Genomic DNA, 26,250 nt, shown 5'->3' with positions numbered 1-26,250 from the left:
CTTCTGTTAATACAATTTTTACAGTCACTTCACAGCAACTCCGTCAGATAATCGGGAACCGCTGCCGTGCGCCTGAGCCTTCTCGCCAAATTCACGATTGCCACCAGCTTCGTACTCCTCGTCACCATGGGGCTCTTTGCCTATATCAACGTGGAGCAGCTGGAGAAACTCCTCTTTGAAGAGGCGGTTTCCGACGCCGACAAGCTCAGCGAAACGATCATCCGCACCACCCACTACCACATGCTCGAAGACAACCGCGAGCGCGCCTATCAGATCATCAACGAGGTGGGGAGTCAGAAGGGAATCACCCAGCGGATCAGAATGATCAACAAGTTCGGCCAGGTGACCCATTCGACGGACCAGAGGGAAATCGGCTACTTCCTGGATAAAAAGGCCGAGGCTTGCAACATGTGCCATTCGGGCCCCTCGCCCCTGGTCCATGCCACCACCATGAACCGCAGCCGCCTCTTCACCGACAGGGAAGGAAAACAGGTTCTCGGCCTTGCAAAGGCCATCTACAACGACGAGCGCTGCTTTACCGCCCCCTGCCACTATCACCCGAAGGAGGCAAAAGTCCTGGGAGTCCTCGACGTTATCGTCTCCCTCGACCCCATGCATCAGAAGGTCTACGCCTACCGCAACGAGATCATCGTGCTGACGGTGCTGCAGATCACGCTCATCGCCCTCTGCCTGACCTTTTTCACCCAGCGCTTCGTCAACAGACCGGTACGGCAGCTAGTCAGGCTTACCCAGCAGGTTGGCGAAGGAGATCTGGATACTCGGGTGACGCTGTCGTCCCATGACGAGCTGGGAGAATTGGCATCGGCCTTCAACTCCATGACCGTCAACCTCAAGAAGGTTCATGGCGAGCTTGAGGATTGGGGCAAAAACCTGGAGGTAAAAGTTGAGGAGCGGACCCAGGAGCTCAAGAACATTCAGGCCCAGCTCGTCCATTCCGAAAAACTTGCCTCTCTGGGCGAACTGGTGGCCGGCATTGCCCACGAAATCAACAACCCCCTGACCGGCATCCTGGTCTTCGCGTCGCTCATGGCCAGTGACAAAAAACTTGATCCGTCGCTCAAGGCCGACCTGGACCTGATCGTCAAAGAGACCCAGCGCTGTGCCAAGATCGTCAAGGGGCTCCTCGATTTCTCCAGGGAGTCGATCCCGCAGAAAAAGCCCTCTTCCATCAATGCCATCATGGATGCCACCCTGACCTTGGTGGTCCACCAGTCATGCTTCCACGACATCACCGTCGTTAAAGAGTACAACCCGGACATACCGGAAATGCTCCTTGATCCCCACCAGATTGAACAGGTATTCATCAACCTCCTCCTGAACGCCTGCCACGCCATTGCCGGCTCGGGAGAAGTACACATCAGGACGGGGTTTGATCACGTGAATGACGAGGTCAGCGTTGCAATTACCGATACAGGCTGTGGTATCCCCGATGAAATAATCGGCAAGATATTCGACCCCTTCTTTACCACCAAGGAAACCAAAGGGACGGGGCTGGGCCTCTCGGTTTCTTACGGGATCATCGAGGGGCACGGCGGCAGGATCGATGTGCAGAGTACCGTGGGGGCGGGTACCACGTTCACTGTGCGCCTCCCCCTCCTCCACGAGGCGCCCCTCGAAGCTGCAGCAGCAGCCGGCCAGCGACAGCAAAGCGCCTGATCCGACTGCGGTACGGACATCAAGACAGCCGTAAATACAAAAAGGGGCACACGCGCGTGTGCCCCTTTTTGTATTTGAGCCGGTACGCCGAGATGTTCAGTTCGTCATCTGGTTACGTACTGAAATCCGGAGTTTTTTGAGCAATGCCTGAAAGTTGGGACGCAACATCCCCGTCTCTTCGGCTGCCCTGGTAATGTTCCAGTTGTTGCGCTTGAGCGCCTGGAGCACGAACGCCTTCTCTATGGGCTCCACGGCCCGCTCCCGTATCTGGCGCTTTGTCTCCTTGAGCTCTTCCACATTCTGGGGAACATAGCCACCAACCCCGGCCTGGGAGTCCGTAGCGACGCGAAGCTCCAGGTCCTCCTTCTGAATCAGGTCTCCCTCTGCGAGAACAACGGCCCGTTCAATGATGTTCTCAAGCTCCCGTACGTTGCCCGGGAAGGCATAGTCTTCCAGAAGGGCCAGGGCATCAGGGGCTAGCCCGCGGATATCCCGCCCCATCTCCTCGGAAAAGGTGGCGAGAAAATGCCCGATGAGGAGGTGGAGATCGCCCTTGCGCTCCCGTAGGGGCGGCAGATCAATGGGAATGATGTTGAGCCGGAAGAAGAGGTCCTCCCGGAACGTCCCTTGGGAGACGAGAGTGCGCAGATTCTTGTTGGTGGCGGCCACGAGCCGGATGTCGATGGGGATCGGCTGGGTACCGCCGATGGGGGTAATCTCCCGCTCCTGCAGCACCCTCAGCAGTTTTGCCTGAGTGGTGAGACTGATGTTGGAGATTTCGTCCAAAAAGAGCGTGCCGCCGTCGGCCACCTTGAACAAGCCGGTTTTGGTCTGGATGGCCCCGGTGAACGAGCCCTTGATGTGGCCGAACAGCTCGCTTTCCAGAAGATTTTCAGCAAGGGAGGTGCAGTCCACCGCCACAAAGGGGTTGTCGCGACGGTGACTGTTGTTGTGGACGGCCCGGGCCACCAGTTCTTTGCCGGTCCCGCTTTCACCGGTAATGAGAACGGTGCTGTCGGTGGGAGCAACCTGGATGATGCGGCGATAAACCTTCTGCATCTCTTTGCTCTCGCCCACGAAGATATCGAAACCGTGGTGCTCGCCCAGCTCCTTTTTCAGAAAGATGTTCTCGAGCAGTACTGCTCGCTGCTCGAGGGCTTTCCTCACTTTCTCCGTAATCTGGTCCGGAGTAAAAGGTTTCGCAATATAGTCGAAGGCGCCGTTTTTCATAGCCTCGACCGCGGTATCGACGGTGGAGAATCCGGTAATGATGATGACGGGAACTTCGGGCTGCAGGACCTTGATGGCCTTGAGAACTTCCATGCCGCTCATGCCGGGCATTTTAAGGTCGGTAATAACCAGACCGTAGTTCTCATCCTGCAGTCTCTCCAGGGCAATCTGTCCGCTGGCGGAGGTCTCCACATGGTAGCCCTCCTTTTCGAGGATCCTCCGCAGACCCTCCCGGATAATCGCTTCATCGTCAACTACAAGTACATCAATGTTTTCCATCCGCCACCATCCCCTTTCCGTTGCCGCCCCTACCCCATTTATTCATGAGAACAGCGACTGAACTCTATGGTTCCAGACAGATTAACCCCCTGACAAATAAAGGTAAATATTAGTTGTTTTTAAATTACATCAATCAGGAGGGGAAGTCAAACCCATTGACAACGCGCAGGTAAAAAGTGATGCATACACCTTTCATCAGCATCTAGCAATTTCAACATGTTACACTGCAAACTAAGTGTATATTTTTTTATACACAGTATCCGAAGCCGACAATGCCCGCAACTTCAGCCAGTTACATAACACGCGGTCTCGCAGCGAGCCAGACACCATTGGCTACCGTGTATAGGGCAACCATACAGCCCTCACTCGCTCGAAAAGACTCGCACCATTCTGGCCTGCAAAATACCCCTGTCATTTCAGTACAATAGAAAATTTTAATAAATAAAACTCATCCTGGCATACGGGGTGCACTACCTGAAATCAAAAGGCTCACATCTCCGGATCAGGGAGGATTGATATGAAAACGACGTCGAAAGCACTGATGGTAACACTGGCAACGGGAGGGACGGTATGGGCGGCCAGCGGCGCTGAATCAGAAGCGAACGGCCTGCTGGTAACCATGTTTCTCGCATTCGGCGCACTGATCATCGTGTTCCAACTCCTGCCGGGGCTCATGCTCTTCGCAGCGATGGTCAAGGGACTGTTTATCAGGCCGGCGAAAGATATCGCCACCGGAACATCGGGCAACGAAACGGCGTAAGCGGCGCGGAACGAGCTGCCACAGCGAAGCCGACAGAGAGAGGGACGACCATGTTAGGACTTCTCATAGCGGACAATGATACGGAAGCTCGCAAGCAGATGGCTGATCTCTTCATTGAGGCGGGGTACAACGTCATCGTGACCAACTCGGCGGCCAACGCGATCTACGGAATCCTCAAGAGGGCGGCCCAGGTTGTCCTGATGGGGAGCGAGTTCGATGAGTTCAAGGCTGGCGAACTGGTCCCCCTGCTCAAAAAATGCAACCGTGACCTGACAATCATCCTGGTGTCAGATGAGGCGTCTCTGCCGACCATGAGAAAACTCCGCAAAGAAGGGATTTTCTATCACGCCCTGAAGCCCAGCAAGCCGGAGGATAAGGAAGAAATACGCCAAGCCGTTCGCTGCGCGTTCGACAGCCTGCTCAGTTGCCGGCCGGCGCGATAGCGATCCGGTTCATCGACCAGAGCAACTCGATCATCAATAGCAGGAGCCATAAAACTCGAAGGAGGAAACAGCCATGAAACCCACAACGATCACACAGGCAGCGGCACTTTGGCTCGGCAGCGTCGTACCGGCTCTGGCAGCCTCGGGAGCACGGGAAGACAACAGCGGCGTCTTCGTATGGATATTCCTCGGATTCTGCGCGCTCATCATCGTGGCGCAGCTGATGCCCGCCGTTCTCATGATGCTCGGCTTTGCCAAGGGGCTCCAGAAAGAACCGACCATGGCCAAGGAAGAGGCACGCCACTAGCCAATCGGCGCGGGAGCGACACCTCCGCGCGCCACGGAGCCCGGCCGGCCCTTGGGGGCCGGCCCCGACATCACTTCAAGGAGGCACACGATGCGCACCCTACGGAAGACGGCAATTGTGCTGTCGCTCCTCGCGATACTCCCCGCCGCGGCTCTGGCTGAAGACAAAACGGCCGATGCCTGCCTCAGCTGCCACAGCAGTAAGGATATCGGGAAGAGCGGTTCCCACCTCTATATTGATGCCGCAAAATACAGCCGTACCACCCACGCCATCATCGGCTGCACCTCGTGTCATGACAGTGTCACTGCGAGCCACCCCGACGATGGCATCCGCCCCTCACGGGCTGCGTGCCGTGAATGCCATTCACCGATCGCCAAAGAATACACCGCGAGCCTCCACGCCAATAATGCCGGCTGCGCGGACTGCCACGACCCCCATACGGTGAAGCCGCCCGCCCTGACTTCCGGCCGGGACATGAACGCCATGTGCGCTAAATGCCATGAGACGGCAAAAATGATCGAAGTTCACAGCAAATGGCTTCCTCAGGCGGATCTGCATATCGATGCTCTGCCGTGCATCACCTGCCACACCGGTTCCGAAAACTACGTGATCACCTTGTACATCCAGAAGCGGGCCGGGGAAAAACCCCAGAGCGACTTCAAAACGGCGACCTATGAAGATCTCTCCCGCACCCTCCCCGGCGACCGGGACGTGAAGGCGATCATCGACACCAATAACGACAACTACATCTCATTGGCCGAGCTGCGCTCGTTCAACAAAAGCGCCAGACACGACGGCATGAGACTCTGGGGGATGATGACCCCTGAAAAAGTGACCCACACCTACCAGATTCTGGATAACCGCTGGGACTGCACCTTCTGTCACGCATCGGGTCCCCGGGCAATGCAGACGAGCTTCGTCGCATTCCCCGACAAAAACGGCACCTACAGCCGCGTTGCGGTTGAAAAAGGTGCGGTCCTCGACCTTCTCTACGGGACCCCCGACTTCTACATGATGGGCTCCACCCGCAGCATGGCACTGTCCATCATCGGCGGACTGATAGTAAGCGGCGGCATCGCCTTCGCGGGGATTCACGGGACCTTCAGATTCCTGACCAGGAAAAACAGAAAGGAGCACTGAGCCATGAGCGCCCATAACGAGCATGCCGAACATAAGGAATTCATCTACCTCACCCCGATGCCGATCAGGATCTGGCACTGGATCAACGCCCTCGGGATCGTGACCCTCTGCCTGACCGGCATCCAGATCCGCTTCCCCGAATATGTGAACATCTTCGGGACCTACAAGGCAGCCATCAGGCTCCACAACACGGCAGGGATCACGGTATCGATCTTCTATGCCATCTGGTTTGCCTATTACCTGATCGTCAAGGGCAACCTGTTCAAGCTCTATGTACCGAACACTTACGACATCAAAATGGGAATCTTCCGGCAGGTGCTCTACTACTTCTACTACTTCTTCAAAGGGGGACAAAGCCCCCATCACGCCACCCCCGACGACAAGTTCAACCCCATGCAGAAGGTGGCCTACATGGGACTCATGCTCGCCCTGATGCCTCTTGTGATCGTGACCGGCATCCTGATTCTGAACGTAGCACCTCTTCGCGAACTGATCCTGCTCATGGGAGGGCTCAAAATCCTCGTAAGCGCACACTTCCTGATTGCGTGCTGCTTCTTCGCCTTCCTCTTCGTCCACGTCTACCTTGCCACCATGGGGCACACCCCCCTTGCTCACTTCAAACCCATGTGGGATGGCTGGGAAGAGGTTGAGCATCACTGAATACCTCCCGGCAGAGCCAAAGGCGAAACGGTCCGATCCGTTTCGCCTTTTTTATGGAAATCGCCGGAAATCCACCGCCTGCCAGACCGGAAACAGTATTTAAAATTGACTAATCTAGACCTGTTACTTATAATCCAGCTGCTTTGTGCATACAGCATACAGTATCCACTTGTCACAGGAGGCTACCATGAGATTCCGCTGTTTACCCCTTCTCGCGGTATGTATCATCTCACTTGCCGGTTTCGCCTACGGCATCACCATCAAAGATGCGGTATTCCAAACGAAGGACGCCGGTCGGGTAGTCTTCAGCCACAAGGCTCACATCGGCAAGAAGGGGATAGAAAATAACTGCAAGGCGTGTCACGACGGGATCTTCAGCCTCAGGAAGAAGGTCTCGTACACCATGGCCGACATGGAAAAGGGCAAATCGTGCGGCGCCTGCCATAATGGCAAGGAGGGAGTATTCCCCCTGAAGGAATGTGCCCGCTGTCACGCAGTGAAAGAGATCACGTATCAGGTCAAGTCCACGGGGCCGACCCCCTTCAGCCACCAGAAACATTTGGCCGTCTATGACAACTGCAATGCCTGCCACCCCAAACTCTTCAACGCCGGCCCAAACAAGCGCGCAACCATGGCCGACATGGAAAAAGGCAAGTCGTGCGGCGCCTGCCACAACGGCAAGACCGCCTTCGGTCTCAATGAATGCGCCACCTGCCACATGGTGAAGGAGGTCCTCCTCTCTTCGCCCGGCACGGGCAAGATAATCTTCAGCCACAAGCTGCACGCCGGCAAGATGAAGTGCGACCAGTGTCACAACAAACTCTATGTGCCGGGAAGGAACAAGCCGGTCGGCATGGCCGCCATGGAGAAAGGTAAATCGTGCGGTGCCTGCCACAACGGCAAATCGGTCTTCGACGTGAAGCAGTGCGCCAAGTGCCACCCGGTGAAAGAAGTGAACTACAAGGTCAAGGGAGCCGGTCCTGCCACCTTCAGCCATGCCCTGCACCTCTCCATGTACACGTGCTCCGATTGCCACAACAAGCTCTACAAGACGGGTCGCAACACGAAGGTCGTGACGATGCACGAAATGGAGAAGGGCAAGTCGTGCGGCGCCTGCCACAACGGCAAGACCGCCTTCAGCGTCCGGGAAGACTGCGTCAAGTGCCACAACATGTAACCGCATGACATCACGGTAACCAGCTACGAAAAGGGCGGGGGAGCGTACCCCGCCCTTGCATTTTGTGTAATTGAGGATAACCTTCAACATGAAAACCTTTTTTTAAAGGAGCCCTCATGCCCCGGAGTTTCGCCGCAAAAGCCATCGTCCCGCCGGCTATTGCCGTAACAGGGTTCGTCATTGTCTGCTGCATCCTCCTTTACTCGGTCATCAAGACCGACATGCTGAATGATGCCATCCAGCATGAGACCAATCTGGCGGATACCATCGTCAAGTCGGCGCGCTATGCCATGCTCAAGGACGACCGGGAAACCCTGCGCAACATCATTGACAACGTGGGGCAGCAGAAAGGAGTCGAGCACGCCCGCATCTTCAACAAAAAAGGGGTGATCATGTTTTCGGCCCACCCCGAGGACATCGGAAAACTCCTGGACAAAAAGGAGGCGGGATGCGTGGCCTGCCACTCCGGCCCGGTTCCCCTCACCAGCATGGGGCGTATGGATCAAGCGCGCCGCTTCATCAATGAAAAGGGGCGGCACGTCATCGCCATAACCGTTCCCGTCTACAATGAGCCCGAATGTTTCAACGCAGCGTGCCACGTTCACAGCCCGAGCCAGAAGGTGCTCGGCACCCTCGACATAGGCCTGTCCGAAGCCCCGCTTCAGAAAACCCTCAACGTCATGCAGGGGAGGATGATCGTCTTCTGCCTGATGGTGCTGTTGCTGACCGTGGGAGGGGTCTCGGCCCTGCTGCGCCGGAATGTGCTGCTGCCGGTCCGGGAACTGGCCGATTACGTCTCCGCCGTCAAGAGGGGAGACCTGAGCCGTAAGGCACCAGCCTACCGCGATGAAGTGGGAGAGCTGGCCCGGGCCTACCAGGAGTTGGCCCACCAGTTGAAAGAGCGGCGCGAGTCACCGGACGAGGCCACCCAAGACGGACCGGCCGGCGACCGCGGGAACCGCTCCTGACGCCGTCGTCAGGCCAGCGCATCGAAACGGCACCCATGAAGCGAACAACCGAACGTTCCCCCTCACACGACAATGGCATTTCACCGCCCAACCGCGACCTGGTAAGACAGGAAGCGGTTGGGCGCATCCGCCGCTACCGCGTCACGGCAAGCCGTGGGCTGTGGGCCATGGCCCTGTTCCTTGCGGTAAGCACCGCTGCCCTCTGGGACTTCAGCTTCCTGCCACCCATGTCGGACCAGGTCCGGGCATTCCTGGGGAAACCGCCTTCAGCGACCATGATCAGCGGGGTACTCATGCTCTATACCTTCTCTGCCATCATCCTCATACTGGCCCGGATGATGGGGGGAGCGGAACAGTACAGCGGGTTCGCCCACGTGGGATACCTGACAGCCTTCTATCTGTTCTACCATTTTGCAAGGGCGCTGAATGACAACTACTGGGCCGTTTTCGTGGCGGGAATCACCATCCTGGGACTTGAGAGCTACCACATCTGGAACTTCTGCTCTGAAGCGATCCGCAAGGACCAAGAGATTATCGACACCATCGACCGGAACCGCAGAGAGTAGCGGCCGGGGCAGCCCCAGCGGCCGGGGCGGGAAAAGGCTTGACGAAAATGGGGAGAATTGCTAGCTTTGTCTGAGCGTTAGACTGTTTCGACAATCACATACCATCGAACCGCTAGGGGAGTTTCGGCTGAGAGCCCGTCTGTGATGCCGTTCGGACCGCGCCCGGATAACAGGGAATAACGCGGCACGGAGCGGCAGGGCGACCCTTCGAACCTGATCCGGGTAATACCGGCGTAGGGAAGCGATAGAACATGGATCACCACAACCCATGGGCCGCTTCTGCGGCCTTTTTTGTTTACACAACCCCACCGTATCCCGACAGGAGGCCCCATGAACATAACCGTCAACGGCGAAGCCAAGAGCATCGCAACCATGAACGTCCATGACTTTCTCCACTCCATCGACATCGATCCGCGCAGGGTCGCAGTGGAGTTGAACATGGACATCCTGCCCAAGGCGGAGTACCAGGCCACCGTCCTCAAGGACGGCGACGCACTGGAAATCGTCCACTTCGTAGGTGGCGGGTAAGGTCGGCCGCATCGGTCCGCCCCAGCGCCCGACAATGCGTCGCGATTCAAACACTTCAAGGAGATTACACCATGTCCAATGCAGCCGATAAACTGGTCATCGCCGGCCGCGAGTTTTCCTCCCGCCTCATGGTCGGCACCGGCAAGTACGCCAGCAACGAGCAGATGATCAAGGCCCTGGAGGTTTCAGGCGCAGAAATCATTACGGTGGCGGTACGTCGGGTGAATCTGGCCGACCGGGGCAAAGGGTGCCTGCTTGACTTCATCGATCCGAAAAAGTACACGCTCCTGCCCAACACCGCCGGCTGCTACACGGCCGATGACGCGGTCAGAACCTGCCGACTGGCCCGGGAGGCCGGCATGAGCGATCTGGTGAAGCTGGAGGTGCTCGGCGACGAGAAGACCCTCTTCCCTGACAATGAAGAACTGCTCAAGGCAGCAAAAATCTTGGTGAAGGAAGGGTTTACCGTCCTTCCCTACACCAGCGACGATCCCATTGTCTGCAAAAAGCTTGAAGATATCGGCTGTGCCGCGGTCATGCCGCTGGGCGCCCCCATCGGCAGCGGCCTGGGCATTCGGAATCCGTACAACATCCTGATCATCAAGGAAACGGTCAAGGTGCCGGTCATCGTCGATGCCGGTGTCGGCACCGCCTCCGACGCCGCCATCGCCATGGAGTTGGGCATCGACGGAGTTCTCATGAATACCGGCATCGCCGGCGCCAGGGATCCCATCGCCATGGCAGAGGCAATGAACATGGCGGTGCGGGCCGGCCGGCTCGCCTACCTGGCGGGACGCATTCCCAAGAAACTCTATGCCACGGCATCGAGCCCCATCGAGGGGATGATTGGCTAAGGTCGATTTTTCGCTCTACCTGATCACCGACCGCCACCAGGCTGGTGGCAGGGACCTGCTCGCCGTGGTCGAGGGAGCCCTGGCCGGTGGCGTGCGGTGCGTTCAACTCAGGGAAAAGGACCTGCCGGCCCGGACGCTGCTTGAGCTGGCCCGGGCCATGCGCCGCCTCACCGACCGCTTCGGGGCCAGGCTCCTGATCAACGACCGGGTCGACATCGCCCTGGCCGCGGGAGCCGACGGCGTTCACCTGGGCGAGGAGGGCATGCCGGCTGCCGTGGCGCGGGAACTGCTCGGTTCCGGGCGACTCATCGGTGTTTCGTGTCACGGCCGCGGCGGGGCAGCAGCAGCCGTAGCACAGGGGGCAGACTTCATCACGTTCGGGCCGGTCTACCCCACCCCGTCGAAAGCAGCCTACGGTGAGCCGGTGGGCATTGACCAACTGGCCGCAACGACGAAGGAGATACACATTCCGGTGTTCGCCTTGGGAGGAATCAAGGAGGCGAACATCCCCGAGGCGCTGGCTGCCGGTGCGGCAGGGGTTGCCCTGATTTCTGCCATCATCGCCGACCCGGACCCCAGGGAACGCGCCCGGGCGCTCCTTGCGCTCCTGCCGCCCCGAACCCGAGACGAGTAAGCCATGTCAGACCTGTTCATACATCCCGAGCTTCGCTTCCACTCCTACGGCACCTGGCTGCGCCGCCGCTTCGGCTGCAACGTGAGCAAGGTGAACGTGGACGGCGGCTTCACCTGCCCCAATCGCGACGGCAGCCGCGGCACCGGCGGCTGCATCTACTGCGACAACGCCTCCTTTTCCCCCGGCGGCACCGTCCCCGACAAGTCGATCGAACTGCAGATGGCCGAGGGCATGGCCTACCACCGGCAACGGCTGGGAAGCGAGAAGTTCATCATCTACTTCCAGAAGTTCACCAACACCTACGCGCCGGCTGCCCGTTTGCGGGACCTGTATACCCGCGCCCTGTCCCATCCCGACGTGGTGGGGATTTCGGTGGGCACCAGGCCCGACGCCCTGGCGGACGAGGCCCTTGAGCTACTGGCCGATCTGGCGCAGGAGCACTACGTCTGCATTGAACTGGGGCTTCAGTCCATGGACGACGCCATCCTGGAGCGGATCAACCGGGGCCACACCCTGGACGAGTACCTCCGAACCGTGGATCGGATCGCGGGACGCGGCATCGCCCTCTGCACCCATCTCATTTACGGCTTTCCCGGCGAAACCCGCGAAGGATTCCTGAAAACCGCGCACCTGCTGGCAGGACTCCCGGTGGACTCGGTGAAGCTCCACCAGCTCCATGCGGTAAAGGGAACCCGTCTGGCCGAACTCTACCATCGGCGCGAATTCGTGCCGATAACCCTTGCTGAGTACGTGACCACGGCCTGCGACTTCCTGGAGCTTCTTCCCCCCCGCATTGCCGTCCAGCGACTCTACGGCTCGGCCCCCCTCGCCATCCGGGTGGCGCCCACCTGGAACCTGAAGAACAACCAGATGTGGTACGCAATCGTGAACGAGCTGCGTCGGCGCGGCACCTGGCAGGGGTGCAGGCTCGACCGGGAGCACTGCCGCGTCGGCAACCTGTAGACCTCATCCACCCCAAGGAGGCACGAGATGAAAACCGCCAGGCTTTCCCCGTCGGGGAATGAGTTTCCCATCGGCAAGATACTCTGCATCGGCCGCAATTACGCCGAGCACATCAAGGAGTTGGGCAACGAAACTCCCGACGCGCCGGTTGTTTTCATGAAGCCCGCCACGGCCGTCATCGGCGACGGGGAAACCATCATCATCCCCTCCTATTCGCGCGAATGTCACCATGAGGCCGAGCTGGCGCTCCTCATCGGAAAAGGGGGGAAAGACATCCCGCCCGAACGGGCACTGGAGCATGTGGCCGGTTACGGGGTTGCCATCGATTTGACGCTGCGGGACGTGCAGGCCGAATTGAAGAAGAAGGGGTTGCCCTGGGAGATCGCCAAGGGATTCGACACCTCCTGCCCCCTTTCCTCTTTTGTCCCGGCAGACCGGGTGGCCGATCCCCACGACCTGCACATTACCCTCCGGGTGAACGGAGAGATGCGCCAGGACGGCTCCTCTTCCCTCATGATCCACCGGATTCCCCAGATCCTCAGTTACATGTCGGGAGTTTTCACCCTGGAACCGGGAGACGTGATCCTGACCGGGACCCCCGCCGGCGTCGGCCCCCTCGCGGCGGGAGACGCCGTGGAAGCCGAGGTCGTCGGCGTGGCGGCGATCCGGGTTACCGTTAAATAATATAAATTATCATATTATTGACACTATTTTTGCACTTCCTCTCGTTAGCGAGTGAATAACTGACGGGGGTATTCTATGGAAACACAGAAAAACTGCCCTGAATGTCAGGGGCTTATGCTCCTGCTGCCGGGGTGAGGGGGCCTCTTCTGGCGGTGCCAGAAGTGCGGCAAGAAAGCGCCGTTTGGCGGACGAGAGATGCATTCTTGCGGTTGCGGCGACTGAGCCACTGAAAAGGGGAATGGGTAATCCATTCCCCTTTTTCTTTGCCGGCAAACGGTCCGGTGGTTTTCCGGCGCCGGCAAGGCATTGATTGTAGTTGACCGGCCCGGTGGTAGAATGGTACCGATACTATTGACCCTACAATCAGCGGAGCACCGATGCCCATAGACGTTTTCGATGCCATCAAGCCGAGCCTCCAGGGACTGCTCGGCGGAGCCCGGGTTGCCCTCACGGGGCCGGGAGAGGAAGAAGCCGAAGAGGGGCACGTCCTGCGCAAACCCATGGTCGTCGATGAGGTCACCTACCTCTTTTCGGCGTGCCGGCACTCCATTCCCTTCACCCGCACCGAGGAAGTTTTCTGCGGCGAACTGGTAGCCGCCTTTGCCGTGCTCTACTCGGGGTTCAGACAGGAGGGCTATGCAGCTCACTTTCGCACCGCACTCCTGGCCTCCCTGATGGACATCACGGTGGCCCGCTTCCTCCGGGGCGACCACCGCAAGGCATTCTGGTCCATCCAGCAGTTGATCCAGCTCCTCAAGAACCTCTCCTACCAGCGCTACGAGGGGAAGCCCGCCACCACCGGCTTCCTCGTATACCGGACAACGCTGGTGGAGTTCCGCAAACGGGTGCGCTACCAGAAGAGCGCATGGCTCGATCTGAATCCCCAGCAGGCGCTGACGCCCACTCTTTTCGACAATCCCATCACCTACCGCTTCATCGATGGAACCAATTCGCTGTTTGCCGCCAATGTCCAGATGCAGCTCACCGGTATCGTCAAGCCCAGCGGCCTTGCCGAACGGGATGAGGTGGACCGCCATGCCCACCGCAGCGTCTTCGCCCTGCTCCGAAACGCCGGGGCCGGCGCCTTTGCGGTCAAAGTCAACGAGTCATCGGAAATCGAAGCCATCATCTGCCCCGACAAACTCCTGGTGCGACGCAGGGGGCAATGGGGCATTTTTGATCCAGACATCTTCCGCTCGTTCCTGGCCGGCTGCCTCGATCCGGAGGAAATCGAGGAACTGGCCTGGACCCTCTATACGCTTTCCAAAGCCCGCCACGGCACGGTAGTGCTGATCCTGGAGCGGGGGGACCGGCAACTTGCCCGTCTCAAGCGGGGCTCGGTGGGGGGCGACGACCCCCTTGGCATGATGTTGGCGAAGCGGGTGAAAGGAAAGACCATCAGCCAGCTCAAGCAATCGGGCGAACTGATGCGACTCCTCTCGTCCGACGGCATGACCGTCTTCAGCCGCCGTGGCAGGCTGCTGGACACGGGGGTCATCATTGACACCTCCCACGCCCGGGAACTGGTGACCGGCGGCGGCCGTACTACCGCGGCCACGGCAGCTTCCTTTTCGGGGAGGGTCATCAAGGTTTCCGAGGATGGCCCCATCGAACTCTACCAGGGAGGAGCGCGCGTTTATTCTTTTGGGTAACGCCGTTCCGGCCATCATGTCGGGAATGCCATTTGCATACAACCTCGCAACTTGACGTATTGCGTCAGCATTCCGCACACCTTACCACCACCATATACCGGGAGATTGCCGTGGCAAAGAATCTCAGCCTGGGGTCCAGACTCATTCGTTTCTCGCTCACCGCCGGCTTTATCGTGGGAACGGCGGGAGCAGTCATGGCGCTTAACTATGCACCAGCAGCCGGCTACGACAGGGGACATGCGCACCTTCTGGCGGGCATGCTCGGGTGCAACGCCCTGCTGTCGCTCTTCGCCCTCTGGATGCTTTCCGCCAGAAAACTGGTGGTTCGTGTCAACAATCTGGCATCTGCCATGGACCGCGGCGCCGAAGGAGACCTCACGGTCACCGTCACTGATGAATCGTCCGACGAACTCGGGCAGCTAACCGACAACTTTAATGCCATGTTCGGCCGCCTGGCGGGCATGGTCACCCGGGTCAAGGAGGCCGTCGAAGAGCTGCGGGCCATCTCGGCCACGGTCAAGGACGCGGTTGAGCGTGGGCTCGACACGGCGGAAGTCCAGACAGGGGCAGTGCAGCGGACGACCGACGGCATCCGCGCCATCGACCGGTCGGTGAACGAGGTCGCCCAGTCGGTGGAAAGCCTGTCGCGCACGGCCTCCGAGAATGCCGCCGCCATCGTCCAGATGTCAACGAGCATCGAGGTGGTGGCGGAGCACATGGAAGGGCTTGCCCGGGAGGTAGACGAGGTGAGTTCATCCATCATCCAGATGGCGGCTGCGGAAAAGGAAATAGGCAGAAGCGTCCGGGTGCTCATGGAGGATGCGTCCCGCACCGCCTCGCTCGTTGCCGAAATGGATCTGTCCATCAGGCAGGTGGAGAAAAGCGCCCTGGAAACCGCCGCCATTTCGGAAGAAGTGCTGCGCGATGCGGAACTGGGACGTGACTCGGTTGACCGGACCATCTCGGGCATCAGCGAGATCCGCCGTTCCTCCCGCAGTGCCTCTGACACCATTACCACCCTCTCCCACCGGGTCGGCGACATCGGCACCATCATCTCGGTCATCAACGAAATCGCGGAGCAGACCAAGCTCCTGGCCCTCAATGCCTCCATCATCGCAGCCCAAGCCGGGGAACACGGCAAGGGTTTCGCCGTGGTGGCGAACGAAATCAAGGAACTTGCCAAACGGACCACCAGTTCCACCGGAGAAATCGCAGAAATCATCTCGGGACTCCGGGAGGAAACGGTTCGGGCGGTTCAGGCCATCAAGCAGGCGGAAGACCGGATCGGCGAGGGGGAAACGCTCTCCTACCGTTCGGGTGAGGCGCTCGAAAAGATCGTGGACGGGGTGAAAATGGCGGTCGACCAGGTGGGCGAGATCGCGCGGACGACCGTTGAGCAGGCCCAGGGCAGCGAAAATATGCGCCGGGCCATGGAACGGGTTGCGGAAATGGTCGAGCAGATCATGCGCGCCACCCAGGAGCAGGCCCACGGCACCGAGTTGATCACCGAGGCTGCGGACCGCATGAAGAGCCTCACGGGGCGCGTCTTCAGTTCCACCCGGGAACAGCGCGATACCAGTACCCACATCGTCCGCTCCAGTGAAGGTGTGACGCACATGATCTCAACCATCCGCCAGGCATCCCAGGTTCAGGCGGAAAACAGCCAGAAGATCGTTGAAGCAGTTGAAAACATGGAGACTACTGCGGTCAACGGTCTCGATACGACCCGGCTCATGGAAGAGGCCGTCTCCCGACTTGCGCGCCAGACAGAAGGGCTCACCGAGGCCATGGCCGGCTTCAAGGTCCGGTAACCGGAGCCGGCCTCAATCGTCGGCCCGGTAGCCGATCCTCACGGCACCCCAGTGCCTGCCGCCGATAACAATCGGCACTGAAAGGTCATTCATCACCTCGCCCGTGTCCCGCAGGTAGGTCTGCAGCAGGAAACTCCCCGTATTGCCCGCGCACCGCAGCCCCGTACGATCCTCAAAAATCCGTTTGGTCCGGTTATGCTCCTTGTCCGCCTCCCGGTTGCCGGTAAGAGGGCGCGAATAGCGGAGGTTATGGGAAGGACAGTAACCGCGCCGGTCAACGCAGATGGCGTAGTACATGCCGCTGTCGCGCCCCAGGATCTCCTCCTGGATCGGTGAAATAATCTCGTCGAAGAGCCGGTCTGAGGGCGTGCGGTATTTCTGGGGGAAGGTGTCGGGGATCGGCGTGTACTCGCTGCTGAACAGCGCATCAAGAGTAACGCGCCGATCCGACGCGGCCCGCTCAAGCGTCGCGACGACCCGGTCGCGCATCTCCGACGCCAGCCCTTTGACCGTATCGTGATAGGTCCCCACCTTGAACCGCCCCACGGTGCCGTAAATCTGCTCGGCCGTCTCCGAGAGCTCCCGGAAGATTCCCGCCGTCTGCTCCATCTGGCCGTTTACCCGTTCAGCCGTGCCCGAAACCTGGGATATCTTTTCGGATATCTCGCCGGTGGTGGCGCTCTGCTCCTCTGTTGCCGTGGCGATCTGGTTGATCATGTCCGTGGACTCAGCCGCCAGGCGCAGGATATCCTCCAGCTGCCGCCGCGCCGTAGTTGACCGTTCGACGCCCACCTCGACCTTGTCCTTCCCTTCGGCAATGGATGCCACCACCGCGCGGATCTCCGCCTGAATGCTCCTGATGATGGTCCCGATTTCCCGGGTGGAGGAGGCAGTCCGGTCCGACAGTACCTTCACCTCATTGGCCACCACCGCGAATCCCTTGCCCGAGTCTCCCGCCCGGGCCGCTTCTATTGCCGCGTTGAGCGCCAGGAGGTTGGTCTGGTCGGCGATGTCCCCGATGATGCCGACAATCTCACCGATCTGGCCCGACGACTGCTGCAGCTTGTCCATGGTGTCGAGCGTTGCCATGACGCTGTCCTTGATCCGGTCGATACTCTCGGCGGTCTCCGTCACGGTGGCCATCCCCTCATGGGCGGCCCGGTCCACGGAAAGGGACAGCTGGGCTGCCCGCTGGGTATTGACGGCGACATCGTTGAGTGTTGCCGCCATCTCCTCGGAGGCAACCGCCACTGACGTGGACAGATCCTTCTGCTCGTGGGTGGAGGCCACCAGCCGCTCGGTTTCCTTGATGGTGCGGCAGGCGGAAATGGCGATATGTCCGGCCTGGTGATACAGGCCCGAGATAATCTCCCTGAGCTTGGTTACAAGAAGGTTGATTCCCTCGGCCAGAACCCCGAGTTCGTCGCTTGAACGCACCGGCACGGAGGCGGTAAGGTCCCCCTCACCCTGGGCGATTTCCTGCACCCGTCTCGATATCTCACCGATATTCCTGATGATGACCCGATTGAAAAACAGGTACATCACGCCAAGGAGGAGAAAGAACGAGCATACGCCCACCAGGGCCAGGGCCAGGGTCAGGTTCCGGGCGCCGGCGTATCCTTCCTCCAGCGACGTTGTGAGAAGCATGGCGCCATTGAAGCGGGCGCCCTGCTCATGGCACGACTGACAGCGCACCTCATTGGCCAGGGGAACGATAAAGCTCAGCACGTGCCGCCCGTCCACCTTGTGACGCTTTTCCGCAGTGGCCCCGGAGGTCAGGGCCGCCTGCACCTCTCCGTCGGGCGCATCCTGCTTTTTGCCGGCCGGCCTTCCCGCGGCATCATAGATGCGCAGGTCGAGAACGGCACCCTTGCCTCGAACGTCGGCCACGTAGCGCTCAATGACGGCCATGTCACCCGCCATCATGAGTTCGCCGATGTCACGGACCACCAGGGTCGAGAGCCCGCGGGTGTTGCGGGTCTGGAGATCCATGATTGCGTTGTATTCAAGCCAGATAGAGGTGATTCCGAGGGCGGCAAACCCTAAAAACAGAGTTATACCGATAATGGCGAGAACCTTGAAGGCAAGTCTCGTTCGAAACATGACGGGGCTCCTTCTGACCGTGGCGTGTACTTATCTTATTGTATCGGCAGGCCTCCCCAGACCTTTAACAATTTATAAAATTGTTTTAGCAAGATGAATACACTGCGACGATCATCCGTTCATTCCCGCACTCTGAACACGCAAAAAGCCCCGGGTTCCCCCGGGGCTTCGCAATGCGCAACCGTGTGCGGATGTGCTGCCTACGCCTTCATGACATTGGCCGCCTGGAGGCCCTTGGCCCCCTGAACCACATCAAAGGTCACCGCCTGTCCTTCGACCAAGGTCTTGAACCCGTCGCCCTGGATCGAGGAAAAATGAACAAACACATCCTCGCCGTTTTCCTGCTCGATAAAGCCATACCCCTTGCTGTCATTGAACCATTTCACCACACCTTTAGCCATTACTCCTCTCCTCCTGTTACTGCCAGCGGCATAATGGGGCTTTGGGTGAGCCCGGACGAATTTTTCGCTTTCTAGCACCAATACACACGGCCTGTCAAGCTGATATTTGGCCGAAAAAAAGCGGGGGAGACCCTGTCCCCCCCGCTGATGCACTCTGCTACTTCCCTTCCTCCAGGGCGGCATGGGCCGCCGCGAGCCGGGCGATGGGCACCCGGAACGGCGAGCAGGATACATAGTCGAGACCGATCTGGTGGCAGAAGATGACCGAGGACGGATCGCCGCCATGCTCGCCGCAAATGCCGAGCTTGATGCCGGGGCGGGTGGCGCGCCCTTTTTCCACTGCCATCTTCACAAGAAGACCGACCCCGTTCTGGTCAAGGGAGACAAAGGGGTCGTCTTCCAGCAAACCGGTTTCCACATAGAACGGCAGGAACTTGCCGGCATCGTCGCGGGAAAGGCCGAACGTGGTCTGGGTCAGGTCGTTGGTGCCGAAGGAGAAGAATTCGGCCTCCCGGGCAATCTCATCGGCGGTGAGGGCGGCACGGGGGAGCTCGATCATGGTGCCGATCAGGTACTCCACCTTGACGCCGTAGGCGGCGACGACCTCCTCGCACACGCGCACCGTGTTCTCCCGCAGGCGGGCAAGCTCGGTCACCACCCCCACCAGCGGGATCATGATCTCGGGCACGATGCTGAACCCTTCGTTCTTGGTCAGTTCGCAGGCGGCTTCCATGATGGCCTGCACCTGCATGTCGTAAATCTCCGGGAAGGTGAGCCCAAGCCGGCAGCCGCGGTGGCCGAGCATCGGGTTGAACTCGTGGAGGTAATCCACCTTGGCCCTGAGCGATTGAGGCGTTACCCCCATGGTCTTGGCCAGGGCATCGATGTCCTTGTCCTCGTGGGGAAGGAACTCGTGGAGCGGCGGATCCAGCAGGCGAATGGTGACGGGCAGTCCTTTCATCTCCCTGAAGATGCCGACGAAGTCACCCTTCTGCATGGGCAGAATCTTGGCAAGGGCCTTCTTGCGCCCCTCAACGTCCTCGGCGAGAATCATCTCGCGCACGGCGGCAATCCGGTCGGCCTCGAAGAACATGTGCTCGGTGCGGCAGAGGCCGATCCCCTCGGCGCCGAACTCGCGGGCCACCCGCGAATCATTGGGGGTGTCGGCATTAGTTCGCACTTTCAACTTGCGGAAGCGGTCCACCCACTCCATCAGGGTGCCGAAGTCCCCGGTAAGCTGCGGCGGAACTGTCGGCACCTCGCCGAGCATCACCTCGCCGGTGGAGCCGTCCAGGGTGATGACATCCCCCTTCTTGACCACCTGCCCCTTGGCGGTGGCGAACTGGCTCCCGGCGTAATCGACCTTGATGTCGCCGCAGCCGGCGACGCAGCACTTGCCCATGCCCCTTGCGACCACCGCCGCGTGGGAGGTCATGCCGCCCCGGGCGGTGAGGATCCCCTGGGCCGCGTGCATGCCGTGAATATCCTCGGGGCTCGTCTCGACCCGAACTAGGATCACCTTGAGCCCCAGGCGGGCGGCAGCCTCAGCCTCGTCCGCGGTGAAGACAACCTCGCCGCTGGCCGCTCCGGGGGAGGCAGGAAGGCCCTTGGCAATGACCCTTTTCTGAGCCTTGGGATCAAGGGACGGATGGAGGAGCTGGTCAAGCTGGGACGGAGACACCCGCAGCACAGCGGTCTTTTCGTCGATGAGCCCCTCCCGCACCATGTCCACGGCGATCTTGATGGCCGCCTTGGCGGTCCGCTTGCCGTTGCGGGTCTGGAGCATGAACAGCTTGCCCTTCTCGATGGTGAACTCGATGTCCTGCATGTCCCTGTAGTGCTTCTCAAGGATGCCGCGGATCTGGACGAGCTGCTGATAGCACTCGGGCAGCACGTCTTCCATGGCCGGGAGGGTGGTGTCCTTGCTGTTGGCCCGGTTGATGGGCTGCGGGGTTCGGATGCCGGCCACCACGTCCTCACCCTGGGCGTTCACCAGGTACTCGCCGTAGAAATAGTTTTCACCAGTGGAGGGGTCGCGGGTAAAGGCAACGCCGGTGGCGCAGTCGTTCCCCATGTTGCCGTAAACCATGGACTGAACGTTGACTGCGGTGCCCCAGTCGGCGGGAATGTTATTGAGCCGGCGATAGGTGATGGCCCGCTGGTTCATCCAGGAGCCGAACACGGCACCCACGGCGCCCCAGAGCTGCTCCTGCGGATCTTCGGGGAACTCCTTGCCGAGGGTCTCGCGGATCTTGGCCTTGAACTTGCCGACCAGTTCCTTCCAGTCGGCGGCGGTGAGATCCGTGTCCAGATGGACCCCTTTCTCCTCCTTCTTCTGCTCCAAGAGGTGTTCGAGCAGGTCCTTGTCCATGCCCATGACCACATCGGAATACATCTGCACGAAGCGGCGGTAGGCATCGTAGGCGAAACGCTCGTCTCCGCTCTGGGCGATGATTCCCTGGACTGTCTCATCGTTGAGTCCCAGGTTAAGGATGGTATCCATCATACCCGGCATGGAAGCCCGGGCGCCGGAACGGACCGACACCAGCAGGGGGTTGTTCCGGTCGCCGAAGGTGCGCCCCATGAGGGCCTCCACCTTCTTCAGGTTATCGGCAACCTCGGCCGCCAGGGTCGGCGGATAGCTCCGGTTGTTGGCGTAGTAGTAGGTGCAGACCTCGGTGGTGATGGTGAACCCCGGCGGAACCGGGAGCCCGATCGCTGTCATCTCCGCCAGGTTGGCACCCTTGCCCCCCAGCAGATTCTTCATCTCGGCCTTTCCTTCGGCCTGGCCATTGCCGAAGAAGTAAACATACTTGCCAGCCATTGCACGCCTCCTTGAGTTTTTACTGACGGTCAAACCCGTTCAGCTGCGATAAATTTTTTTTAATGCTGCTCAAGCGGTATTTAGGGAAATTAAAACGATAAAAAAACCGCCTAGCATGAGCTAGGCGGCTATCTTCGCGAAGTCCGCGACGCCTCCGAAGAGCCGGGCGATCCCGGTCAGCAATGCTAACCGGTTTGTTCGGACCCGTTCGTCCTCGGCCATAACCATCACCTTGTCGAAGAAGTCGTCCACGGCGCCCTTGAGAGCGGCAATACCGGTGAGCGCAGCCAGGTAATCGCCGGATGCGGTGCGGGCCTCCACGTCGGCGCGGACCTGCTGGAACGCCGCGAACAGGGCACCCTCGGCCGGCTCCTGGAACAGGGCGGCATCCACGGGCTGATCGACCCCGTCCTTGACGATGTTGCAGACCCGTTTGAAGGCCACTGCCAGGGAGTCGAAATCCGGGCGCCCCTTGAAGGCCGCCAGTGCGCCGATGCGGGCCTCGGCGTCCACCAGGTCGTCGAAGCCGGCGGCAATGGCCGCGTCCACGGCATCGGCCGGATAGCGGTCGGCCATGAGGTTCACGAACCGGCCCCGGAAGAATTCCAGCACATCAGCCATCACCTCGGCGGCGGGGCGGGTCAGTTTGGCGGAGAGGAGTTCCAGGGCCTTCCCGATCTCTCCTTCCAGCGAGAGGCGGCAGCCCCGGTCGAGAATGATGTTGATGATGCCCAGGGCCGAACGGCGCAGGGCATAGGGATCGGCCGAACCGGTGGGGATCAGCCCCACCCCGAAGCAGCCGCAGATGGTATCGAGCTTGTCGGCGATGGAGACGAAGGCGCCGATGTCGGATGCGGGGAGGTCCCCACCGGCCTGGGTGGGGAGGTAGTGCTCGGCGATGGCGGCGGCAACTTCGGCGTCTTCGCCTTGGAGCAGGGCATACTCACGGCCCATGATCCCCTGTACCTCGGGGAACTCACCGACCATACCCGAAACCAGGTCGGCCTTGCAGAGGAAGGCGGCCCGGGATGTCTTGGCCTTAACCGCCGGATTGAGGAGGTCGGCCAGCCCCTCGGCCAGGGCGCGAAAGCGCTCCATCTTCTCGTAGGAGGTGCCGAGCTTCTGCTGGTAGACCACGTTTTTCAAGGACTCCACCCGGGTCTCCAGCTTCACCTTCTGATCTTCCTCGAAGAAGAAGCGGGCGTCGGAGAGGCGGGCGCGCAGGACGCGCTCGTTCCCCTTGACCACCACGGAGGGGTCCTCGGTCAGGGTATTGTTGATGGTGATGAAACCGGGCATGAGCTTGCCGGCGTCGTCGACGATGGAGAAGTAGCGCTGGTGGCTCCGCATGGAGGTGATGAGCACCTCGCGGGGAACCTTGAGAAAATCGGGCGAGAAGGTGCCGTGGACCACGCTGGGGTACTCCACCAGGTAAGCAACCTCGTCCAGGAGTCCCTCGTCGGGGAGGAGGTGGCCACCGGCGGTCTTGGCAACCCGGTGGATCTCCCGGCGGATGGTTTCCTTTCGCCGCTCGGGATCGGGGATCACGAAGTGCCGCTCGCACTCGTCCAGGTAGTGGGCGAAGTCACGGACCGGGAACGGCTGGTTGGCCATGAACCGGTGCCCCCGCGAGACATTGCCGCTCTGGACGTTGCCGAAGGCGAAGGGGACGACGACCCCGTCGAACAGGGCCACGATCCAGTGGATCGGGCGGGCGAAACGCACGTCCAGATCAGCCCAGCGCATGGACTTGCGGAACGGGATGCCCCCCACCAGCCGCGGCAGGATCTCGGCGAGGAGGTCCGGTACCGGCCGGCCGCTCTCCTTGCGGACAGCGGCCACGTATTCGCCCTTCTCGGTGGAGACCAGGGTCAGGGACGCCACGTCGACCCCCTGGCCACGGGCGAAGCCCTCGGCCGCCTTGGACGGCGTGCCGTCGGGACCGAAGGCGATGTTCCTGGCCGGCCCCAGGGCGGTAATCTCGGCATCGGGCTGAACTGTCGGCAGCCCCTTCACCACCAGCGCCAGACGACGGGGGGTGGCGAAGGTCTTCACCTCGCCGAAGGCAAGGCGGGCGTTCTCCAGCTCCTTCGTGACGATGGCCTCCATGTCGGCCATGGCCTTGGGCAGGAAGCCGGCGGGGATCTCCTCGGTGCCTATTTCGAGAAACAGTTCCTTGCTCATGTTACTTCCGTCCTCCTTTCAGCAGCGGGAAGCCCAGGCTTTCGCGGAGCTTCAGGTAGCCTTCGGCGCAGAGACGGGCCACATTGCGGACCCGGCCGATGTAGGAGGCGCGCTCGGTGACCGAGATGGCCCCCCGGGCATCCAGGAGGTTGAAGGTGTGGGAGCACTTCATGACGAAATCGTAGGCCGGGAGCACGAGACCGCGCTCCACCAGGCGCACGCACTCCTTCTCGTACATGGTGAACAGGGTGAGGAGCATGTCCACGTCCGCTTCCTCGAAGTTGTAGGTGGAAAACTCCACCTCGGTCCGGTGGTGGATATCGCCGTAGCTCACCCCCTTGACCCACTCCAGGTCGTAGACGTTGTCGACCCCTTGCAGGTACATGGCGATCCGCTCGCAGCCGTAGGTGATCTCCGACGATACCGGCTTCAGGTCGATCCCGCCGGCCTGCTGGAAATAGGTGAACTGGGTGATCTCCATGCCGTCGAGCCAGACCTCCCAGCCCAAGCCCCAGGCACCAAGGGTCGGCGACTCCCAGTCATCCTCAACGAAGCGGATGTCGTGCTTCGCGGGGTCGATGCCGAAGGCCCGGAGCGAATCCAGATAGAGATCCAGGATATTCATGGGGGACGGCTTCATGATCACCTGGAACTGGTAGTAGTGCTGGAGGCGGTTGGGGTTTTCACCGTAGCGCCCGTCGGTGGGACGGCGGGACGGCTCCACGTAGGCGACGTTCCACGGCTCGGGGCCGAGAACGCGAAGGAAGGTGGCGGGGTTGAAGGTACCGGCACCCTTTTCGGTGTCGTAGGGCTGCTGGATGACGCATCCCTGCTGTGCCCAGTATCCCTGGAGGGCGAGAATCAGATCCTGGAAGGTCAAGGTGGTTCCTCCCCTGGCATAAAATGAAAAAAGCTTTATCGTGCGTAAACAGGATTTGGCCAAAGTGAAAAAGCGTCCAAGTTACGCACAATTAGAGCACACGAGATTACAATGCTTCTCCCCCCCTGTCAAGGATTAATCCGCCGCAACCCGCAATCCATCAGGCCCGGAAATCAGTCGTCCCCGAAGCACCCGCGTCCGTCGCGCCGGCACCCATTCGTTCAGCCGCGCCTTCCGGAATCGCGGATTCAGTGGTGCCGCGACGGGCACAATGGGTTCACGGGGTCAACTGGCGCAGAAAGGCGAGGGAATTGAGAGGACGGGCGAGATGGGCCCCGATGGCGCCATCCAGGAGTGGCCCCGCTTCCCCGAGGGGCTCGGGGGGGAAGACAATGGCGCCGAACCGCCCGGTACCCAGGCACCGGTGCAGGAGACGGACGGTCTCCGCCGACAGCGGCGCACCGTAGCGGCCGCAACCAGTGCAGAGCACCGTGCCCGCCGCACCGGCGCGCCGAGCCGCATCGGCGGGGAACTCAACGCCGCAGGCGGCACAGGCATCGAGGGAAAGGCGGTAGCCGAGGATATTCAGCAGATTGGCTTCAAAGAAGCGCCGATCCGAGGGAGAGGCGCCCCCCTGGTCCAGGTGCTCCAGGTAAGAAACGAGGAGCCGGAACAGCCGGGGAACCGACGCCCCGTCGGGCAGGAGGCGGTCGACCAGCTCCACGGCATACCCGCCGTGGCCGATGGCGGCCAGGTCCTGCCGGATGCGGGGATAGACGGTCACAATGTCCACGCCGCGCAGGGACGAGAGCCCCTCCCGGACGACCAACTCCACGCTCAGGCGGGCAAAGGGCTCCAGGGCGCCCCCGAAGCGCCGCATGCTCTTGCGGGCGCCCCGGGCCAGGCCGCGCACCTTGCCGTGGCAGAGCGTGAACAGGGTGACGATCCGGTCGCTCTCCCGGTAGTCCATGGTGGCGAGCACAACGGCTTCGCAGCGGATGGGATGCATGGGGCAACCGTACCACCTCCGTCCCCCGGCGGTCAATCCCCGCGGAAACGGGCGGCGGCGAAGGGGCTACCGCAGGCCCAGGCGGGAGAGGACGATCCCCAGGTACTTGTTGACGGGGTGATTGCGGGGCAGACGCTTGATGGGGGGAGCACGGCGGGTGCCGAGCCGTTCGAGCTCGCTGGTAATATCCTCTCCGCCCCCAACGCGCAGCCCCTGGCGGAAGGTTTCGATGGCCTCGGTCCGCTTGCCCGCCAGCAGATAGATGCACCCCAGGTTATGGTAGAGTGCAGGGTTTGCGGGATCAGCCGCCACAGCCTCCCGTGCGCTGGCAATGGCGTCGCTGAAGGTGCCCCGCGTCTTGGCCTGGCAAAGGGCCAGGTAGGATGAGGAAAGCGGTGACCGCTGCTCTGTCACCGCCTGCTCGAAGCAGGCGCGGGCCAGATAGACGTGGTCGTGGTGGAGGGCTTCGACTCCCTTGGCAAACCATTCCGTCATATTCGTCACTGTCATGATGTG

The 26,250-nt window shown here is 60.6% G+C and carries 24 protein-coding genes and 1 riboswitch; of the genes, 16 read left to right on the top strand and 8 right to left on the bottom strand.

Annotated elements, in window-relative coordinates:
* Window positions 1–66: 66 nt before the first annotated feature.
* Entirely contained in the window at window positions 67–1,677 is a 1,611-nt protein-coding gene (locus GS_RS02980; RefSeq protein WP_010941262.1) for a sensor histidine kinase, read from the top strand.
* Between the two features lie 96 nt (window positions 1,678–1,773).
* Here GS_RS02980 and GS_RS02975 read toward each other — a convergent pair whose 3' ends face one another.
* Window positions 1,774–3,186, bottom strand: a complete 1,413-nt coding sequence (locus tag GS_RS02975) for a sigma-54-dependent transcriptional regulator (protein WP_010941261.1) — start codon at window positions 3,184–3,186, stop codon at window positions 1,774–1,776.
* 517 nt (window positions 3,187–3,703) lie between these two features.
* Between GS_RS02975 and GS_RS02970 the strand changes: the two genes are divergently transcribed.
* From GS_RS02970 to GS_RS02900, 15 genes are all read left to right on the top strand, one after another.
* On the top strand, window positions 3,704–3,946 hold the full coding sequence (locus GS_RS02970; protein ID WP_010941260.1) for a hypothetical protein: 243 nt from the start codon (window positions 3,704–3,706) through the stop codon (window positions 3,944–3,946).
* Between the two features lie 50 nt (window positions 3,947–3,996).
* Window positions 3,997–4,389, top strand: coding sequence for a response regulator (locus tag GS_RS02965; RefSeq protein ID WP_010941259.1), 393 nt, complete (start codon window positions 3,997–3,999; stop codon window positions 4,387–4,389).
* Between the two features lie 73 nt (window positions 4,390–4,462).
* Window positions 4,463–4,696 (top strand): hypothetical protein, encoded by a 234-nt coding sequence (locus GS_RS02960; RefSeq protein ID WP_010941258.1) that lies wholly within the window; start codon window positions 4,463–4,465, stop codon window positions 4,694–4,696.
* Window positions 4,697–4,786: 90 nt separating this feature from the next.
* On the top strand, window positions 4,787–5,836 hold the full coding sequence (locus GS_RS02955) for a cytochrome c3 family protein (protein WP_010941257.1): 1,050 nt from the start codon (window positions 4,787–4,789) through the stop codon (window positions 5,834–5,836).
* A gap of 3 nt (window positions 5,837–5,839) precedes the next feature.
* A complete protein-coding gene (locus GS_RS02950) occupies window positions 5,840–6,496 on the top strand; it encodes a cytochrome b/b6 domain-containing protein (RefSeq protein ID WP_010941256.1) in 657 nt (218 codons plus the stop codon).
* Between the two features lie 187 nt (window positions 6,497–6,683).
* The gene (locus GS_RS02945) at window positions 6,684–7,673 is read left to right on the top strand and encodes a cytochrome c3 family protein (protein WP_010941255.1); all 990 of its coding nucleotides are present in this window, start codon (window positions 6,684–6,686) and stop codon (window positions 7,671–7,673) included.
* 116 nt (window positions 7,674–7,789) lie between these two features.
* Window positions 7,790–8,641, top strand: coding sequence for a HAMP domain-containing protein (locus GS_RS02940; protein WP_010941254.1), 852 nt, complete (start codon window positions 7,790–7,792; stop codon window positions 8,639–8,641).
* Between the two features lie 35 nt (window positions 8,642–8,676).
* Complete coding sequence (locus GS_RS02935; protein ID WP_010941253.1) at window positions 8,677–9,207, top strand: hypothetical protein; 531 nt, start codon at window positions 8,677–8,679, stop codon at window positions 9,205–9,207.
* Window positions 9,208–9,311: 104 nt separating this feature from the next.
* Window positions 9,312–9,464: riboswitch (TPP riboswitch) on the top strand.
* Window positions 9,465–9,537: 73 nt separating this feature from the next.
* Window positions 9,538–9,735: a sulfur carrier protein ThiS gene (thiS, locus tag GS_RS02930; RefSeq protein WP_010941252.1), complete on the top strand. Its 198-nt coding sequence runs from the start codon at window positions 9,538–9,540 to the stop codon at window positions 9,733–9,735.
* A gap of 71 nt (window positions 9,736–9,806) precedes the next feature.
* On the top strand, window positions 9,807–10,589 hold the full coding sequence (locus tag GS_RS02925) for a thiazole synthase (protein ID WP_010941251.1): 783 nt from the start codon (window positions 9,807–9,809) through the stop codon (window positions 10,587–10,589).
* Window positions 10,582–11,223 (top strand): thiamine phosphate synthase, encoded by a 642-nt coding sequence (gene thiE / locus GS_RS02920; RefSeq protein WP_010941250.1) that lies wholly within the window; start codon window positions 10,582–10,584, stop codon window positions 11,221–11,223. Before GS_RS02925 ends, thiE begins: the two co-directional genes overlap by 8 nt.
* Window positions 11,224–11,226: 3 nt before the next feature.
* Window positions 11,227–12,186, top strand: a complete 960-nt coding sequence (locus tag GS_RS02915) for a TIGR01212 family radical SAM protein (RefSeq protein WP_010941249.1) — start codon at window positions 11,227–11,229, stop codon at window positions 12,184–12,186.
* Between the two features lie 27 nt (window positions 12,187–12,213).
* Window positions 12,214–12,870 carry a fumarylacetoacetate hydrolase family protein gene (locus GS_RS02910; RefSeq protein WP_010941248.1) on the top strand — a complete coding sequence of 219 codons (657 nt, stop codon included), beginning with the start codon at window positions 12,214–12,216 and terminating at the stop codon, window positions 12,868–12,870.
* 377 nt (window positions 12,871–13,247) lie between these two features.
* Window positions 13,248–14,522 carry a hypothetical protein gene (locus tag GS_RS02905; RefSeq protein WP_010941247.1) on the top strand — a complete coding sequence of 425 codons (1,275 nt, stop codon included), beginning with the start codon at window positions 13,248–13,250 and terminating at the stop codon, window positions 14,520–14,522.
* A 110-nt stretch (window positions 14,523–14,632) separates the two neighbouring features.
* Complete coding sequence (locus GS_RS02900; protein ID WP_010941246.1) at window positions 14,633–16,333, top strand: methyl-accepting chemotaxis protein; 1,701 nt, start codon at window positions 14,633–14,635, stop codon at window positions 16,331–16,333.
* A 12-nt stretch (window positions 16,334–16,345) separates the two neighbouring features.
* Here GS_RS02900 and GS_RS02895 read toward each other — a convergent pair whose 3' ends face one another.
* From GS_RS02895 to GS_RS02865, 7 genes are all read right to left on the bottom strand, one after another.
* Window positions 16,346–18,436, bottom strand: coding sequence for a methyl-accepting chemotaxis protein (locus GS_RS02895; protein ID WP_010941245.1), 2,091 nt, complete (start codon window positions 18,434–18,436; stop codon window positions 16,346–16,348).
* A gap of 200 nt (window positions 18,437–18,636) precedes the next feature.
* Complete coding sequence (locus GS_RS02890; protein WP_010941244.1) at window positions 18,637–18,837, bottom strand: cold-shock protein; 201 nt, start codon at window positions 18,835–18,837, stop codon at window positions 18,637–18,639.
* Window positions 18,838–18,994: 157 nt separating this feature from the next.
* Complete coding sequence (gene ppdK / locus GS_RS02885) at window positions 18,995–21,661, bottom strand: pyruvate, phosphate dikinase (protein WP_010941243.1); 2,667 nt, start codon at window positions 21,659–21,661, stop codon at window positions 18,995–18,997.
* Window positions 21,662–21,781: 120 nt separating this feature from the next.
* Window positions 21,782–23,845 (bottom strand): glycine--tRNA ligase subunit beta, encoded by a 2,064-nt coding sequence (glyS, locus tag GS_RS02880; RefSeq protein WP_010941242.1) that lies wholly within the window; start codon window positions 23,843–23,845, stop codon window positions 21,782–21,784.
* A gap of 1 nt (window position 23,846) precedes the next feature.
* Window positions 23,847–24,725, bottom strand: a complete 879-nt coding sequence (glyQ, locus tag GS_RS02875; protein WP_010941241.1) for a glycine--tRNA ligase subunit alpha — start codon at window positions 24,723–24,725, stop codon at window positions 23,847–23,849.
* Between the two features lie 277 nt (window positions 24,726–25,002).
* Window positions 25,003–25,734 (bottom strand): DNA repair protein RecO, encoded by a 732-nt coding sequence (gene recO, locus GS_RS02870; protein WP_010941240.1) that lies wholly within the window; start codon window positions 25,732–25,734, stop codon window positions 25,003–25,005.
* A 66-nt stretch (window positions 25,735–25,800) separates the two neighbouring features.
* Entirely contained in the window at window positions 25,801–26,244 is a 444-nt protein-coding gene (locus tag GS_RS02865) for a tetratricopeptide repeat protein (protein WP_010941239.1), read from the bottom strand.
* Between the last annotated feature and the right edge of the window lie 6 nt (window positions 26,245–26,250).

This window comes from Geobacter sulfurreducens PCA, from assembly GCF_000007985.2.
In the GTDB taxonomy this organism is placed as follows: Bacteria; Desulfobacterota; Desulfuromonadia; order Geobacterales; family Geobacteraceae; genus Geobacter; species Geobacter sulfurreducens.
This window is presented reverse-complemented; position numbering and strand designations above follow the sequence as displayed.